General features: G+C 60.7%; 15 protein-coding genes and 1 tRNA gene. All 16 read right to left on the bottom strand.

Annotation, left to right across the window (positions count from 1 at the left end; genetic code table 11):
* Positions 1–5: 5 nt before the first annotated feature.
* A tRNA-Val gene (locus M2401_RS03580) sits at positions 6–81 on the bottom strand.
* Between the two features lie 180 nt (positions 82–261).
* Positions 262–1026 carry an SDR family oxidoreductase gene (locus M2401_RS03575; protein WP_259099905.1) on the bottom strand — a complete coding sequence of 255 codons (765 nt, stop codon included), beginning with the start codon at positions 1024–1026 and terminating at the stop codon, positions 262–264.
* Positions 1027–1037: 11 nt separating this feature from the next.
* Complete coding sequence (locus tag M2401_RS03570; protein ID WP_259099765.1) at positions 1038–2249, bottom strand: O-succinylhomoserine sulfhydrylase; 1212 nt, start codon at positions 2247–2249, stop codon at positions 1038–1040.
* Positions 2250–2268: 19 nt separating this feature from the next.
* Positions 2269–3777: an amidophosphoribosyltransferase gene (purF, locus tag M2401_RS03565; RefSeq protein WP_259099763.1), complete on the bottom strand. Its 1509-nt coding sequence runs from the start codon at positions 3775–3777 to the stop codon at positions 2269–2271.
* Positions 3778–3789: 12 nt separating this feature from the next.
* Complete coding sequence (locus M2401_RS03560; protein ID WP_259099760.1) at positions 3790–4383, bottom strand: CvpA family protein; 594 nt, start codon at positions 4381–4383, stop codon at positions 3790–3792.
* A gap of 100 nt (positions 4384–4483) precedes the next feature.
* The gene (locus M2401_RS03555) at positions 4484–5146 is read right to left on the bottom strand and encodes an SPOR domain-containing protein (RefSeq protein ID WP_259099757.1); all 663 of its coding nucleotides are present in this window, start codon (positions 5144–5146) and stop codon (positions 4484–4486) included.
* Positions 5130–6437, bottom strand: a complete 1308-nt coding sequence (folC, locus tag M2401_RS03550; RefSeq protein ID WP_259099754.1) for a bifunctional tetrahydrofolate synthase/dihydrofolate synthase — start codon at positions 6435–6437, stop codon at positions 5130–5132. The genes M2401_RS03555 and folC overlap by 17 nt, the downstream gene beginning before the upstream one ends.
* The gene (accD, locus tag M2401_RS03545) at positions 6434–7354 is read right to left on the bottom strand and encodes an acetyl-CoA carboxylase, carboxyltransferase subunit beta (protein ID WP_259099752.1); all 921 of its coding nucleotides are present in this window, start codon (positions 7352–7354) and stop codon (positions 6434–6436) included. The genes folC and accD overlap by 4 nt, the downstream gene beginning before the upstream one ends.
* Before the next feature lie 176 nt (positions 7355–7530).
* Complete coding sequence (locus M2401_RS03540; protein WP_259099750.1) at positions 7531–8151, bottom strand: phosphoribosylanthranilate isomerase; 621 nt, start codon at positions 8149–8151, stop codon at positions 7531–7533.
* 58 nt (positions 8152–8209) lie between these two features.
* Entirely contained in the window at positions 8210–9034 is an 825-nt protein-coding gene (gene truA, locus M2401_RS03535; protein ID WP_259099904.1) for a tRNA pseudouridine(38-40) synthase TruA, read from the bottom strand.
* Positions 9035–9263: 229 nt separating this feature from the next.
* A complete protein-coding gene (locus M2401_RS03530; protein ID WP_259099748.1) occupies positions 9264–12011 on the bottom strand; it encodes a FimV/HubP family polar landmark protein in 2748 nt (915 codons plus the stop codon).
* Between the two features lie 100 nt (positions 12012–12111).
* The gene (locus M2401_RS03525) at positions 12112–13122 is read right to left on the bottom strand and encodes an aspartate-semialdehyde dehydrogenase (RefSeq protein ID WP_259099747.1); all 1011 of its coding nucleotides are present in this window, start codon (positions 13120–13122) and stop codon (positions 12112–12114) included.
* 94 nt (positions 13123–13216) lie between these two features.
* The gene (locus M2401_RS03520; protein ID WP_259099745.1) at positions 13217–13777 is read right to left on the bottom strand and encodes a DUF1285 domain-containing protein; all 561 of its coding nucleotides are present in this window, start codon (positions 13775–13777) and stop codon (positions 13217–13219) included.
* Between the two features lie 113 nt (positions 13778–13890).
* Entirely contained in the window at positions 13891–14493 is a 603-nt protein-coding gene (locus M2401_RS03515) for a DUF4823 domain-containing protein (protein WP_259099743.1), read from the bottom strand.
* Between the two features lie 106 nt (positions 14494–14599).
* The gene (locus M2401_RS03510) at positions 14600–15568 is read right to left on the bottom strand and encodes a GTP 3',8-cyclase MoaA (protein ID WP_259099741.1); all 969 of its coding nucleotides are present in this window, start codon (positions 15566–15568) and stop codon (positions 14600–14602) included.
* Positions 15569–15658: 90 nt separating this feature from the next.
* Positions 15659–16321 carry a TetR/AcrR family transcriptional regulator gene (locus tag M2401_RS03505; RefSeq protein WP_259099739.1) on the bottom strand — a complete coding sequence of 221 codons (663 nt, stop codon included), beginning with the start codon at positions 16319–16321 and terminating at the stop codon, positions 15659–15661.
* Positions 16322–16407 lie beyond the last annotated feature (86 nt).

Raw genomic sequence — 16407 nt, 5'->3', positions numbered from 1 at the left:
ACGAATGGTGGGTGATGACGGGATCGAACCGCCGACCCGCTGCTTGTAAGGCAGCTGCTCTCCCGGCTGAGCTAATCACCCTTTGCTTCGCTGAGGCCGCGAAATTTACGCAGGTAGAGAACCTAAGTCAATAGCCTGCTTGAAGTTTTTTTCAGAGAGGGCGTTTTTAGCTATCAGCGGCAAGCTTCAAGCCAAGAGCAAAAAAGGCGAACCACCGGTTCGCCTTACTTTCTCTTGCAGCTTGCCGCTTGAAGCTTGCAACTACTCGCTATAGATCATCTTCTTGCTCATCCCGCCATCAACAACAAACTCCTGCCCCGTGACAAACCCGGCATTTCTCGACAGCAGCCAGGCCACCATCGCGGCAACGTCTTCGGCCGTCCCGACTCTTCCGGCTGGATGTTGAGCGTGGTCGCTGTCAGACAGCGGCTCGGTCCGACGCTGGGCGGTATCCCGGGCGTCGATCCAGCCGGGGCTGACCGCGTTGACACGGATCTGTGGGCCAAGGCTTATGGCCAGCGCGTGAGTCAGAGCTACCAGACCGCCCTTGCTCGCCGCATAAGCCTCGGTATCGGCTTCTGACTGGCTGGCACGGGTCGATGCCAGATTGACGATGCTGCCGCCATGGGCACGCAAATAGGGCGCGCAGTGCTTGGCCAGGAGCATGGGACCGGTCAGGTTGATTGCCAGGACACGATTCCAGTAGGCCAGATCAAGGCTTTCAAGCGTGATGTTGTGGGGATCGGCGACCGCCGCGTTGCAAACCAGGGCGTCCAGACGACCGAACTGGCCGAGCACGTCGGCCACACCGGCAGCGACCTGCTCTTCATTGGCGACGTCCATGTAGACGAACATCGCGTTGTCACCCAGCACCTCGGCCACCGTCGCGCCGCGCTGGCGATCGACGTCGGCCAGCACCACGCGCCAGCCTTCGGCAATCAGCCAGGCGGCAATGCCCTGGCCGATGCCACGGGCCGCGCCGGTTACCAGCGCAACCCGACCGTTACTGGCACTGGCGACCTGCATCGCCCAGTCACTCACAGTGCAGCCAGGCCACGCGCCAGGTCCGCCTGCAGGTCGGCGACATCTTCCAGACCGACCGCAACGCGGATCAGGCTGTCGCGAATGCCCGCCGCCTCACGTTCCTGTGGCGACAGACGACCATGGGAGGTGGTGCTCGGATGGGTGATGGTGGTCTTGCTGTCACCCAGGTTGGCGGTGATGGAAATCAGTCGGGTCGCATCGATAAAGCGCCAGGCGCCGTCTTTGCCGCCCTTGACCTCAAAACTGAGCACCCCGCCGAAGCCCTTCTGCTGACGCTGGGCCAGGGCATGCTGCGGATGGCTCTTGAGGCCGGCGTAATGCACCTTCTCGATGCCGTCCTGCTGCTCCAGCCATTCGGCCAGGGCCAGGGCGCTGGCACAGTGGGCGCGCATGCGCAGGTTGAGCGTTTCCAGGCCTTTGAGGAAGATCCAGGCGTTGAACGGGCTGAGGGTCGGCCCGGCAGTGCGCAGGAAACCCACCACTTCCTTCATCTGCTCGCTGCGACCGGCGACGACGCCACCCATGCAACGGCCCTGGCCGTCGATGAACTTGGTCGCCGAGTGCACGACAATATCGGCACCCAGTTTCAGCGGTTGCTGCAAGGCCGGGGTGCAGAAACAGTTGTCCACGACCAGCATCGCGCCCTTGGCATGGGCAATCTCGGCCAGCGCGGCGATATCCACCAGCTCGGCCAGGGGGTTGGACGGCGATTCGGCGAACAACAGCTTGGTATTGGGCTTGATCGCTGCGTCCCAGCCAGCCAGTTCGGCCAACGGCACGTAGTCGACCTGCACGCCAAAGCGCTTGAAGTACTTTTCGAACAGGCTGATGGTCGAACCGAACACGCTCTGGGACACCAGAACATGATCGCCCGCACTGCAAAAGCTCATGACCGTGGCCATGATGGCCGCCATACCGGTGGCAGTCGCCACGGCTTGCTCGGCACCTTCGAGGGCGGCGATGCGCTCCTCGAAGGAACGCACGGTGGGGTTGGTATAGCGCGAATAGACGTTGCCCGGTACTTCACCCGCAAAACGTGCGGCCGCGTCGGCGGCCGTACGGAAAACGTAGCTGGAGGTGAAGAACATCGGATCGCTGTGTTCGCCTTCCGGCGTGCGGTGTTGGCCCGCACGCACGGCGAGGGTGTCGAAACCCACGCCTTCAAGGTCGCTGTCCAGCCGACCGGCATCCCATTCCTGAGTCATGCCGTCTCCTCCTTGCTAATCAGTTGTTGTACAGATCGATTATCGCGCTCACGGCCTGGGTCTTGACCTTGGAGGCATCGTTGCGCGCCTGTTCGATCTTGTGCAGGTAATGCTCGTCGATGTCGCCGGTCACATACTTGCCGTCGAACACGGAGCAATCGAAGTTATCGATCTTGATCTTCTTGCTGCCGCTGACGGCTTCGATCAGGTCAGGAAGGTCCTGATAGATAAGCCAGTCAGCACCGATCAGATCCGCCACTTCCTGGGTCGTGCGGTTATGCGCGATCAGTTCGTGGGCACTCGGCATATCGATGCCGTAGACGTTCGGGTAGCGCACGGCAGGAGCTGCCGAGCAGAAATAGACATTCTTGGCACCCGCTTCGCGGGCCATCTGGATGATCTGCTTGCAGGTGGTGCCGCGCACGATGGAGTCATCCACCAGCATCACGTTCTTGCCACGGAATTCCAGCTCGATGGCGTTGAGCTTCTGACGAACGGATTTTTTCCGCGCAGCCTGGCCGGGCATGATGAAGGTGCGGCCGATGTAGCGGTTCTTGACGAAACCTTCGCGGAACTTGACGCCCAGGTGGTTGGCCAGTTCCAGCGCCGCAGTACGGCTGGTGTCAGGAATCGGGATCACCACGTCGATGTCATGGTCCGGGCGCTCGCGCAGGATCTTGTCCGCCAGCTTTTCGCCCATGCGCAGACGCGCCTTGTACACCGAGATGCCGTCGATGATCGAGTCCGGACGCGCCAGGTAAACGTGTTCGAAGATGCACGGGGCGTATTTCGGGTTCGGTGCGCACTGACGGGTATGCAGCTTGCCGTCTTCCGTGATGTACACCGCTTCGCCCGGCGCCAGGTCACGGATCAGGGTGAAGCCGAGCACGTCCAGGGACACGCTTTCCGAGGCGATCATGTACTCGACGCCTTCGTCGGTGTGACGCTGGCCGAACACGATCGGACGGATGGCATCCGGGTCACGGAAGCCGACGATACCGTAGCCGGTGATCATCGCCACGACAGCGTAACCGCCACGGCAACGCTTATGCACGTCAGCCACGGCGGCGAAGATGTCTTCTTCGGTCGGCTGCAACTTGCCGCGCACGGCCAGTTCATGGGCGAAGACGTTGAGCAACACTTCCGAGTCGGAGTTGGTGTTGACGTGGCGCAGGTCAGATTCGTAAATCTCCTTGGCCAGTTGCTCGACGTTGGTCAGGTTACCGTTGTGCGCCAATGTGATGCCGTAAGGCGAGTTGACGTAGAACGGCTGGGCTTCGGCCGAAGTCGAGCTGCCCGCAGTTGGATAGCGTACATGGCCGATGCCCATGTGGCCGATCAGGCGCTGCATATGGCGCTGATGGAACACATCACGGACTAGGCCATTGTCCTTGCGCAGGAATAACCGGCCGTCGTGGCTGGTTACGATACCGGCAGCGTCCTGGCCGCGGTGCTGGAGGACGGTGAGCGCGTCATACAGCGCCTGATTGACGTTCGACTTACCGACGATACCGACGATGCCACACATGCGACACAACCCCTACTTAGTGGAACTGGATTTACCGAGCACTTCCTGCGGTACGGTGGTAGCCGCTGGCAGGAGGTGATCCTTGAACGGCAGATCAGCGGGTACGCTGATGCCGCTGGCGAGCCACTTGCTGGACATCCCGAGAATCAGGTTTTTCGACCAGTCAGCGACCATCAGAAACTGTGGCACCAGCCGAGACTGTTGCCACCATTGATCCTGTTGTACCGGCCCCAGGCTCAACAGCCCGATGGCCACCACGACCAGCAGGCCTCCGCGCGCCGCGCCGAAAGCCATGCCGAGAAAACGGTCAGTCCCGGAAAGCCCGGTGACGAGAATAAGTTCGCCGATCAGAAAATTGACCATGGCGCCAACCAGCAAGGTGGCGACGAACAGAATAGAGCAACCCGCCATCACTCGCAGTGATGGCGTTTCGATGTAATTGACCAGGTATTGCGACAGGCTTGCACCGAACATCCAGGCGACAGCACCTGCGGCGATCCAGATCACGAGCGAAAGAGCTTCTTTGACGAAGCCGCGCTTGAGACTGATCAGAGCCGAGATGATGACTACCCCGAGAATCGCCCAGTCAACCGGAGAAAATGGCACGTTGGAATCTGCTAACCCATGAGGCGGCGCATTTTAGCAGAGCGCCAGCCTGCCGGTAAGCAGGGATTTACCGGCAGGCAGCATTTAGAGCCTTTTCGCCTCAGTTATGCTCAGGCTGGAAGCGTACGACAATGCCCTTGAGCTTCTGCTGTTTATCCAGCTGATCACGCAGGCGATCGGCTTCGGCGCGCTCGATCAGCGGCCCGACGAATACCCGGTTGACCCCGTCCGACGTACGGATGTAGGCGTTATAGCCCTGGGTGCGCAGGGTTTTCTGCAGGTTGTCGGCATTGGCCCGGTTGGACAGGCTGGCCAATTGCACCGACCAGCTGACCGACAGGCCATTGGCATCGACCCGGCTTGGCTCGGCGGCCGGTGCTGCGGGTGCTGCTGCCTTGGCAGGTGCTGGCGTCGCTGCCGGCGCCGGGGTCGGCTTGGCAGGTGCGCTGGCCACCGCGGCCGGCTTGACCGCCGGGGCGGTGACAACGGGCTTGGCCGGTGTCGGCGATGGCACCGGCACAGGCGTCGCAGCGTCTTCTTCCGGAACAGGCTCCTGAGGCAAAGCCTGCTGCTCGGGAACCGGTACTGATTCGACCTTTACCTGAGGCAGAGTTGGCGCCTGCGGTGCGGCCGGCGCATCGACCTGAACCCGTCGGGCTTCATCCTGACGCGAGAACAGCATGGGTAGAAAGATCACCGCGATAGCGATCAGGACCAGCGCGCCGACCATGCGCTGTTTGTAGGCTTTATCCAGCAAGGCCATTTGCAGATTCCTCCGTGGCGTGCCGAGTCAACCATTCCAGGGCCTCGGAAACGCAGTAAAAAGACCCGAACAGCAAAATCTCGTCATCGGCCGTCGCGTGCGCGCACTGGGCTTCCAGTGCCTGCGCAACACTGGGGTATGACGTCACGTTTGCGCCAAGGTTCTGCAAGGCCGCCTGAAGTTCGTCGGGCTGGCGACTGCGCGATGTGGGTAACGGGGCGACTGCCCAGTCCTGAATACTGTTGTGCAGCTCGGCAACCACGCCGTCCAGATCCTTGTCGGCGAGCAGGCCGAACACTGCCAGACGCTTGCCCGGTACGGGGCGCTGGGCCAGGCGTCGGGCCAGAAACTGCGCGGCATGACCGTTATGGCCCACGTCCAGCAGCAGATTCAGAGTCTTGCCGTGCCAGTGCACCACGCGACGTTCCAGACGACCGGTCACCCGGGTGGCCTGCAACGCGGTACGAATCACGTCTGCTTGCCACGGCAGGTCGAGCAGCAGATAAGCCTGCAAGGCCAGTGCGGCGTTTTCCATGGGCAGGTCGAGCAACGGCAGGTCATGCAGCTCAACCAGTTGCCCTGATGGGTCACGCCCCGCCCAGTGCCAGCTATTGGCGCTGATGGACAGGTCAAACTCATGGCCGCGCAGCGACAGCGGACAATGCAGCTCGGCCGCCCGGGCCAGCAGCGGTTGCGGTGGATCGAGATCGCCACAGACCACCGGACGTCCTTCACGGAAGATTCCGGCCTTTTCGAAAGCCACGGACTCGCGGGTATCGCCCAGCCAGTCAGCGTGGTCCAGACCGATACTGGTGACCAGCGCCAGATCGGCATCGATCAGGTTCACGGCATCCAGACGACCGCCCAGGCCCACTTCCAGCACTACGGCATCCAGTGCCGCCTGCTCGAACAGCCAGAACGCCGCCAGGGTGCCCATTTCGAAATAGGTCAGGGTGACATCACCGCGGGCCGCTTCCACCGCCGAGAAGGCATCGCACAGTTCAAGATCCGTGGCTTCGACGCCCTGCACCTGCACACGCTCGTTATAGCGCAACAGGTGGGGCGAGCTATAGACGCCGACCCTGAGGCCTTGGGCGCGCAGCAACGCGGCAACGAACGCACAGCTCGAGCCCTTGCCGTTAGTGCCGGTGACCGTGATCACCCGCGGTGCCGGGCGAGTCAGGCCAAGCTGAGTCGCCACCTGCCGTGAGCGATCAAGGCCCATGTCGATGGCCGAAGGATGCAGTTGCTCCAGATAGGCCAGCCAGTCCCCCAGGGATCCTGGCGTCATACGTTGGCCGGGGCCGGTGGAACGACGATCGGTTCCAGTACAGGCGCGACAAACTTCGGCGTCGGCAGATCCATCAGCTGTGCCAGCAGGTTGCCCAGGCGTGGGCGCAGCTCGGCACGGTGGATGATCATGTCGATGGCGCCGTGCTCCAGCAGGAATTCACTGCGCTGGAAGCCTTCCGGAAGTTTTTCCCGAACGGTCTGCTCGATCACGCGAGGGCCGGCGAAGCCGATCAGCGCCTTGGGCTCGGCGACAATCACGTCACCAAGCATGGCCAGACTGGCGGAAACACCACCGTAGACCGGGTCGGTCAGCACGGAAATGAACGGCAGGCCTTCTTCACGAAGACGCGCCAGCACGGCGGAAGTCTTGGCCATCTGCATCAGGGAGATCAGCGCTTCCTGCATGCGTGCGCCACCGGAGGCGGCGAAGCAGATCATCGGGCAGCGCTTTTCCAGCGCGTAGTTGGCGGCCTGAACAAAGCGCTCACCGACGATGGCCCCCATGGAACCGCCCATGAACGAGAATTCGAAGGCGCTGGCCACGACCGGCATGCCCAGCAGGGTGCCGCTCATGGAGATCAGGGCATCTTTTTCACCGGTCTGCTTCTGGGCAGCGGTGAGGCGGTCCTTGTACTTCTTGCTGTCGCGGAATTTCAGGCGATCCACCGGCTCCAGATCGGCGCCCAGCTCATTACGACCTTCGGCATCAAGGAAGATGTCCAGGCGTGCACGTGCGTCGATGCGCATGTGGTGGTTGCACTTGGGGCAGACGTCCAGGGTCTTTTCCAGTTCCGGACGATAGAGCACCGCCTCGCAGGACGGGCATTTGTGCCAGAGGCCTTCGGGGACGGAGCTTTTCTTGACCTCGGAACGCATGATCGAAGGGATCAGTTTGTCTACCAACCAGTTGCTCATGCTTTCTTTCTCCAGTTCCGGTGGCTAGAACGTCAGGCGACTCGGCGCCTGCGTATGCCCTTGAGCTAAATTCATAACAAATGTGTGCCCGCTCAAGCCGGGAAGGCACCCTCCCCGGCCAAAGCAGGTCCAATAACTGTGAGGCTATGGACGGCGGCAGTACCGCTGCCGTCACATCAAGCCCCGTGTACCGCACTCATGAATGCACGAATCTTGTCGTGATCCTTGATGCCTCTGGTTTTTTCCACGCCGCCACTGACATCCACGGCATAAGGGCGAACCTGGGCGATGGCCTGGGCCACATTAGCCGAAGTCAGGCCACCAGCCAGGATAATCGGCTTTTCCAGGCCTTGAGGAATCAGCGCCCAGTCAAAAGATTCTCCGGTGCCGCCCGGCACGCCGGGCACATAGGCATCAAGCAGAATGCCACTGGCCTGGCGATAAGCCCGGCAAGCCGCTGCAATATCGTCACCGGCCTGTACTCGCAGGGCCTTGATGAACGGGCGGTGATAGCCGACGCATTGTTCGGGCGTTTCATCGCCGTGGAACTGCAACAGATCCAGCGGAACGGCATCCAGGGTCTCGTTCAACTCACAGGCACTGGCGTTGACGAACAGCCCGACCGTACTGATAAACGGTGGCAAAGCGGCGATGATTGCCCGCGCCTGCTGCACAGTGACAGCCCGCGGACTTGGCGGATAGAAGACAAAACCGATGGCATCGGCACCTGCCTCGACGGCGGCCAATGCATCTTCTATGCGGGTAATCCCGCAGATTTTGCTGCGAACGGCTGACATGTCACAGATTCCTGCCTTTCAGCGAAGTCCGGGATGGTAGCAAATGCGTGTGCGGGCGTCAGCCGTCAAGTTCGGCGAATCCAGTAAGGAAATGCGGCCCGATATAGCGCTCCGGCAGGGGAAACTCGTCACGATATTCAACCTGGACCAGATAGAGGCCGAACGGATGCGCCGTGACCCCGCCGGTGCGGCGTACCTTGCTTTCCAGTACTTCCCTGGCCCACTCGATGGGGCGCTCACCGGCACCGATGGTCATCAGCACCCCGGCGATATTGCGCACCATGTGGTGCAGGAAGGCATTGGCGCGAATGTCGAGGACGATCATCTTGCCGTGGCGCGTCACCCGCAGGTGATGCAACTGCTTGATCGGCGATTTGGCCTGGCATTGGCCGGCACGGAAGGCGCTGAAGTCATGGGTACCGACCAGATATTCTGCAGCCAGAGCCATGCGCTCCACATCCAGCGGTCGGTGATTCCAGGTGATCTCCTGATTCAGGTGCGCCGGACGGATCTGGTCGTTGTAGATCACATAGCGATAACGCCGGGCAATCGCCTTGAAACGGGCGTGAAAATGCGCAGGCATGACCTTGGCCCAGCTCACACTGATGTCATGGGGCAGATTGATATTGGCGCCCATGGTCCAGGCTTTCATCGAGCGCTCAGCCTGGGTATCGAAGTGCACCACCTGACCGCAGGCGTGAACCCCGGCGTCGGTGCGGCCGGCGCACATCAGCGAGACCGGCGAATCGGCGACTTTGGACAGGGCGTCTTCCAGAGTTTCCTGCACCGTGAGCACGCCGGAAGCCTGACGCTGCCAGCCGCAGTAGCGCGAGCCTTTGTATTCAACGCCCAGCGCAATACGGAAAAAGCCCTCGGCAGCCATTTCAGCTACCGGGTTGTCTATGTTCGCCAAGAAATCACAGCCTGTGGAAGATCGAAAAGTCGGCCATTATAAGGCCGCCGAGAAAAGACGCCATGCGCAGGCCGATCAGGACACAAACAGAAACGGCCGCATCGGCGGCCGTTTCTCTTGAATATTCTGCGCAGGGGCGGCTTTAGCCGCGAGAACACCCTCCCGGCTAAAGCCGCTCCTGCATGAGACACTCGCTATATCAGGCCAACCGCGCCAGCATTTCCTGGGCTTCGGCCTTTTGAGTGGCGTTACCCTCGGCAACCACCTCATCGAGGATATCCCGGGCGCCGTCGCTGTCTTCCATCTCGATGTAGGCACGGGCCAGGTCGAGTTTGGTCGCTGCTTCATCAGTGCCCGACAGGAAGTCGAAGTCTGGCTCATCATCCATCGACATTGCGTCATCGGCGGTGAAGCTTGGCGCCTCAAACGGTTTGGCGATCGGCGGATGTTCCAGGTTCGCCGAAAGACGATCCAGCTCGGCGTTGACATCATCGATCTCGGAAGCAAAAGCCTCGGTCGCCTGGGCGGTTTCAAGATCGTCTGATAGCGACAGATCGAAGTCATCAGGCAGTTGCAGATCGTGAATTTCCGGCTCTTCGGCGTCGACGATGCCCAGGTCCAGCGCGTCGTCATCCAGCACGAAATCATCTTCGGCTTTCAGCTCAGGCGCGTCTTCGCCAAGATCCAGATCGAAATCGGACAGATCATCCATGGCGTCCGCTTCAGCCTTGGCTTCGGTCTGTTGTTGCAACAGCGATTCGAAGCTTGGCTCGGCAGCAGCAGGCGCCGACGGTTCGTCCGCCAGCAGATCATCAAGGCTGAGATCGACCGGTGTCTGGGTTGGCTCGTCATCGAGTCCGTCCAGGCTCAGGTCAAATTCATTGTCATCCAGGGCGTCAAAAGCGTCGTCTGCCACCGGCTCGGGTTCCGGCTCAGGCGCAGCAACCACAGGAGCGGCGACCACCGGCGGCTCGGGCTCGGGATCGTCCTGCAACAGTTCTTCGACGTACTTGGCATCCAGTTCTGCGGCAATGGCCGCAGCAGTCACGCTGGCAGCCGCTACGGCGGCTGTTGCTGCAACTGTGTTCATGGTCGGGTAACGACTCTTTAGCTGCTCGACCTCAGCGTGATTCTTTCCCGCGGCCACCATTTTCCGTTCGTGGGCCGCAAACGCCTTGGTGTTGCCTTGCTCGGCGTAGATTTCCATCAGTTTCATACGGACGTCGGTGCGATCTGGATCCTCCTTGATCGCTTCCTCAAGCAGCTCGACTGCCTGGTTCATGCGGCCGTAGGCGATATGAATCTCGGCCTGAACCAGTGCATCAGCCGGAACTTCACGGGCTGGCGCAGCGGCGGCGGATGGTGCCATTTTGACGCTTGGCGGCGGCACATCGAGGCCGTCAAAGCTGGCCTGAGGCAGCTCCATGTCCATATCGGAAACGAAATCCGACTCCTCAGCCAAGGCACGGGCCATGCGTTTGTGTTTGTCCGCTTCTTCCCTGGCCTTGCGGCGACGGATCAGGAACAACGCCAGCAGCAGCAACAACAGAACCGCGCCGCCACCGATCAGACCCATCATCACCGGATTGGCCAGCAGCTTGTTCAGCGAGCTTTCCATGGTTTCCGGTGGCGGCGCGACCGGCTCTACCAGCAGCGACTTGTCGGGTTCCGGTGCGCTGACCTGGGCAGCATCACCAGCCGCAGCCGCTGGCTGCGCCGGGGTTTCAGCAGGCTTGGCGGCGTTGGCCGGAACGATAGTGGCTGGAACCGCAGGTGTTGCTGCCGGAGTCGCCGGGGCGGCTTCCGGAGCCTGCATCTTGGCCAGTTGATCGTTTTTCAGCTGAATCAGGCGTTGCAGCTTGTCGACCTGGCTTTGCAGGTCGGTCATGCGGCTTTTCAATTCGGCGTTGTCGCGACGGGCGGTATCCAGACTTTCCTGGGCCACTGCCAGTTTGTTGCCAATGTCCTTGTCGCCGACAACGCCTTTACCGCCCTTGGCAGGCTTGGCGTTGGCCGATACCAAGCTCAGGTTGTCCTTGGGCTCGACCTTGGATGGCGCGGCACCGGCCTTCTCGCGACGGGTCGCATCGACCTGACGGGCACCGGCAGCCGGCGCACGACGGCCTTCACGCCAGGCGCGATTCTGTTGCGCAACTTCGGTAACCGCCTTGGGCTGCGGCATGGCTGCAGCCTGTTCCGGCGTCGGCAGACGCAACACCTGCCCTTTCTTCAGGCGGTTGATGTTGCCCGCAATGAAGGCATCCGGGTTCAGCGCCTGGATGGCCAGCATGGTCTGTTGGACCGAACCGCCGTTACGCACTTTCTCGGCAATCTGCCAGAGGGTGTCGTTATTGCCGGTGGTGTATTGAGTGGTGCCCTTGGCATCAGCCGCAGGTTTTGCAGCCGGTGCAGGCGGATTAGTGCCGGCGGCTGGCGCTACAGGTTCGGCAGGCGGCAGTGCAACCGGGGCCGGAGCAGGCGCCGGAGTCGGCGCGGTCGCAGGCAATTGTGCCGTGGCTGCAGCAGCGGCGGCAGCCTCAGGCGAGAATTTTGGTGGATCGAGCAGCAGGCTGTATTCGCGCAGCAAGCGGCCGTTGGGCCACAGCACCTGCACGAGGAATTTCACATAGGGCTCACGCACCGCGCGGGAAGAGGTAATGCGCAGCACACTCTTGCCATTGGCGTTGATCACCGGAGTGAACGTCAGGTCATTGAGAAATGCCTGCCGGGCAATGCCCGCCTGAGCGAAATCGGCCGTGGTCGCCAGACTCGGCACCACCTGTCCGGCACTGAGGCCACCGGCGTCTTTAAGCTCAATTTCAGCCACCAGCGGCTGATTCAGGGTCGACTTGACCGACAATTCCCCGAGCCCCAGCGCGTGCGCCATACCTGATGACAGCGCTGAAGCCGCGGCGATTGCTAATACCAGTTTACGAACCTGAACCATAGCCCATCCCTTGTTCAAAAATTCCCCGGCAGCCGAGGAGGTAAATCCTGCTAGTGGGTGTCAAGCTAGAATGATTCTACAAATTGTTGCCAAGTATCTTTTACACATAGCCTTTTATCAACAATTCGGCGAGCTGCACAGCGTTTAGAGCGGCACCTTTGCGAACATTATCAGACGCAAGCCACAAATTAAGTTGCGCAGCGTCATCAATACCCGCCCGAACGCGCCCCACATAGACCACGTCCTGACCCACTGCATCACCCACTGCCGTCGGATAATCCCCCGCATCCACCAGCTCGATTCCCGGTGCGGCCTCAAGCGCGGCGTTCACTGCAGGCAGGTCAACGGCGACCGCCGACTGAACCGCGACAGTAAAGCTGTCGCCAAAAAATACCGGGGCCTGAATGCAGGACACAGAAACCTTCAGTAAAGGCAGTGCGAGCAACTCGCGCAACTCCGCAACCAGACGTTTTTCCAGCGGCACATGACCCTGCTCGTCCGGCGTGCCCACTTGAGCCAGCAGGTTAAAGGCCATTTGCCGATCAAAGAAACGCGGTTCAAGGGGACGGACATTCAACAATTCGGTAGTTTGCCGGGCCAGTTCCGACACCCCTTCGCGCCCCTGGCTCGATACTGCCAGGCACGCCGTGACGCTGATGTGCTGGATATCCAACAGGCCACGCAGCGGAGCCAACGCCATGGCCACCGCAATCGCCGACGCGCTGGGGCTGGCAACCTGCGCGGGTTTGCTCATGGTCGACAGGCGTTCGGCGTTCACTTCCGGCACCAGATTCGGCGCCTGAGCCACCGGCAAAGCGCCCGACAAATCGATGACTGCACACCCCGCCGCCATCGCACGTTCAACGTAGCTGAGGCTGATCGCCGGGCCTGCTGCGAAGAACGCCAGGGCGACCTTACTGAAATCGAACTCGTTGACCTCACGCACCCGCACATTCTTGCCGCGATACGGCACGGATTGTCCGGCGGACTCGATACTGGCCAGTAAATGCAACTGGCCAACCGGGAAGTCACGCTCTTCAAGAATCTGGACGATGTTTTCGCCGACAGTACCGGTGGCGCCGATCACGGCGATATCAAAGGACTGACTCATGCAAAAACCTCAGGAAAAACAGGGAGCGGCACTTTACTCGCCACATCACAGGCAGGCAATCGAGGCTTGGCTTTGCTGGCCTGCCGCGGACTCATCAGGGTTCAAGCCCGATGGGGAAAAAATCGCCATGACTCCAGACACCCAGCCAGCGCTGCCCGTCGATTTCCCGGGAGACCGCCAGCTCGACCAACTGATAGAACACGTTGCGATGAATAAGCGCCTCAAGATTGGCGCGCACATGAATATAGGGTGCCGGTTCCTGGGTCTGGAGGTCAGTGACGACGCGCAGGCGGTGCTCAGGGCCCGCTTCGGTCAGGTCCTCGACATTGGTGGTAAAGCGCAATATTTGCTGCTCACCCTGCCCTTCCACCTCGAGGCTGACGGCCACGAAAGGCGCGTCGTCGACCCGAATACGGACTTTTTCTACGGGAGTAATGAGGAAATAGTCATCGTCATCGCGACGCATGATGGTGGAGAACAGCCGCACCATGGGTTTGCGGCCGATCGGCGTGCCCAGGTAGTACCAGGTGCCGTCGCGGGCGATACGCATATCGATATCGCCGCAGAATTCCGGGTTCCACAAATGCACGGGCGGCAGCCCTTTGGACTTGGGAATTTGTGCGAACAGATCGTTGGCCTTGCCCGGACCAGTCATGCCTGACTCCTATCAGATTGAATAGCACAACGCCTTTCTGTGGGACCGGCTTTAGCCGGGAAGACGTATTCCCGGCTAAAGCCGGTCCCACATTTTATGAGATCCTTCTGGGATTATTTACTCATACCCAGCAACATTCGAGCGTAATCCTCCAATGGCGGAATAAGCAAATCCTCGGGCGCAGTGTTGTGCAACGTCAGCAATCCGCCACGGGCATGGATGCGGGCGCTGTCGATCAGATAGCGGGTGCCGGTCTCGATCACCATCAACTGGATCACGCCACTGTCGATACCCAGGCGATCCAGGGCTTCCTGGTCGGACCATTCGTCAAAATTGCCGATGCGGTCATCGGATTTGGCGAAGCGGGTGTACAACAGATAATGTGCACCGGCCGCCCGCGCCTGGGTCATCGCTTCTTCCAGGCCCATGGGTCCAGGAGCGCGGCGAACCATCGGGAAATACTCGACAAAGCCGTCGAAGGCCTCTTCGGCAATCACGTTGGGGCGTGGATAGTTGACGCCTTTGGGCACGAAATTGCCCTGGGCGATATAAATAAAGGAGTCCGGCTGCAGGCGCAGGTTATTGATGCGATGGGTATCGCTGTGATCGAGCAACCCTGCATCACTGAACTGATCGCGGGTGCCTTCGGCCATGTCGCTGACACTCATGCAACCACTCAACGCCAAAAGCGCCAGCACTAAAACCAGGCTACGCATTATCCCCTCCAAGTACCGGTGACGGAAAACCGGCGAATAGCCTGCTAATGCAGCTTCCGCGCCATCTCTGCGCAGAATGCTGTATCACGCTTGTAACAGCAGATGATCAGCCGCCGATGATCTTCATTACCGTCGCCCCGCCGGAGAACGCCACGTCCTGCTTGTCCCCCAGGGCCTTGACCAATAGCCGCTGCAAGGCAGGCAAGGCCTGATGCCGCGGCTTGTCGAGCAAATCGCCGACGTAGTGTCGATTGCTGGAGGACAGGCAACCGTGCAGCCAGCCCGTGGAAGACAGGCGCAGGCGTGAGCAGGTCCGGCAAAACGGCACGCTTTCGTTGGCGATCACGCCGAAAAAGCCCTGGCCCGGAATCTGGTAACGCACCGCAGTTGCATCAATGGGCGCCTGGGCCTGCAGGTATTCATAGCGCTCGCCGATCAGCGCCAGCAGTTGTTGCAGGCTGACGAACTGTTGCAGGAAGGCATTGGAATCGCTGGCCAGATGGCCCATGCGCATCAGCTCGATAAAACGCAGCTCGTAGCCGCGCTCCAGGCAGTAATCGAGCAACGGCATGACCTGATCCAGGTTCTGCCCGCGCAGCGGCACCATATTGACCTTGATCTTCAGGCCTGCGGCCCGCGCCTGCTCCATGCCGTCAAGGACAGTGGCCAGGTCGCCGCCCCGGGCGATACGGCGGAAAGCATCGGGATCAAGAGTATCGAGGGAAACATTCAACCGGCGGATACCGGCAGCCAGCAGGATTGGCAGCTTACGCGCCAGTAACTGACCATTGGTGGTCAAGCTGATATCCGCCAGTCCGAGACCGCCGACCTGAGTCATGAAGGACTCCAGGCGTGGGCTGACCAAGGGCTCGCCGCCGGTAATGCGCAAGCGCTCTATGCCGGCCGCTTCGATCAGGTACGCCACACCACGCGCCAACGCATCTGCCGAGAGTTCATCCTGGGCAGCAACCAGCCGCTTGCCGTCGGGCACGCAGTAGGTACAGGCGTAGTTACAGGCTGACGTCAGGCTGACTCGCAGATTGCGAAAGCGTCGGCCCTGGCGATCGACGATCATGGTCGACTCCGAAGCGAGGAAAGCCCGAGTATATTCCTCGCAGATGGCGCCCCGCATCGTTTTGCGAGCGCCATCACGTCGGCGAATGCGTCAACTGTCGCTGGCAGTTGGGCCCGCGTCGGTAATCGCCTCAGGGTCACGCTTGCGCTTGTTGCCCATGCGCACGCCGATATCCATGAGGAACTGGAAGAAACCCTCCTGATCTTCCAGCACGTTACTCCAGAACGGCGAGTGATACAGCGCCACTGCACCATGGACCAGGGCCCAGGCTGCGCAGTAGTGGAAATAGGGCGGGACGTCTTCGAGCTTGCCTTCGGTGATGCGGCCCTTGATCAGCAGGGTCAGATGTTCGAAGTTCGAGGCGCGGATCTTGTGCAGTTCGCCGACCATCTCCGGCACCTGATTGCCCTTGACCACCTTTTCTTCCAGCCGGTCGAACAGGCGATAACGCTGCGGATCGCGCATGCGGAACTCGAAGTAGGCGCGGGACAGCGATTCGCGGTCCTTGTCGACATCGGCAGACAGCAGCAACTCATTCAAATCACGCTCGTAGTCGAGCATCAGGCGCAGATAGATCTCCGCCTTGGACTTGAAGTGCTTGTAGATGGTGCCTTTGCCGATACCCACGGCATCCGCAATCATCTCGACGGTGACACTGTCTTCACCCTGGTCGAGAAACAGCTTGAGTGCGGTGTCGAGAATTTCCTGCTCGCGGCGACGAAACTCACGGACCTTGCGAGGTTCTTTCTGCATAAGGAGGTCTGTCGGGGTCAAAATCGAAGCCGGGTATTATGCCTAACTTGCGGCAAATTGCACGGATCATCCGACCATATCCCGTC

It is taken from the genome of Pseudomonas sp. JUb42 (genome assembly GCF_024807945.1).
GTDB lineage: Bacteria > Pseudomonadota > Gammaproteobacteria > Pseudomonadales > Pseudomonadaceae > Aquipseudomonas.
The sequence above is the reverse complement of the archived record's forward strand: the minus strand, read 5'-3'. Positions and strand labels throughout refer to the sequence as shown.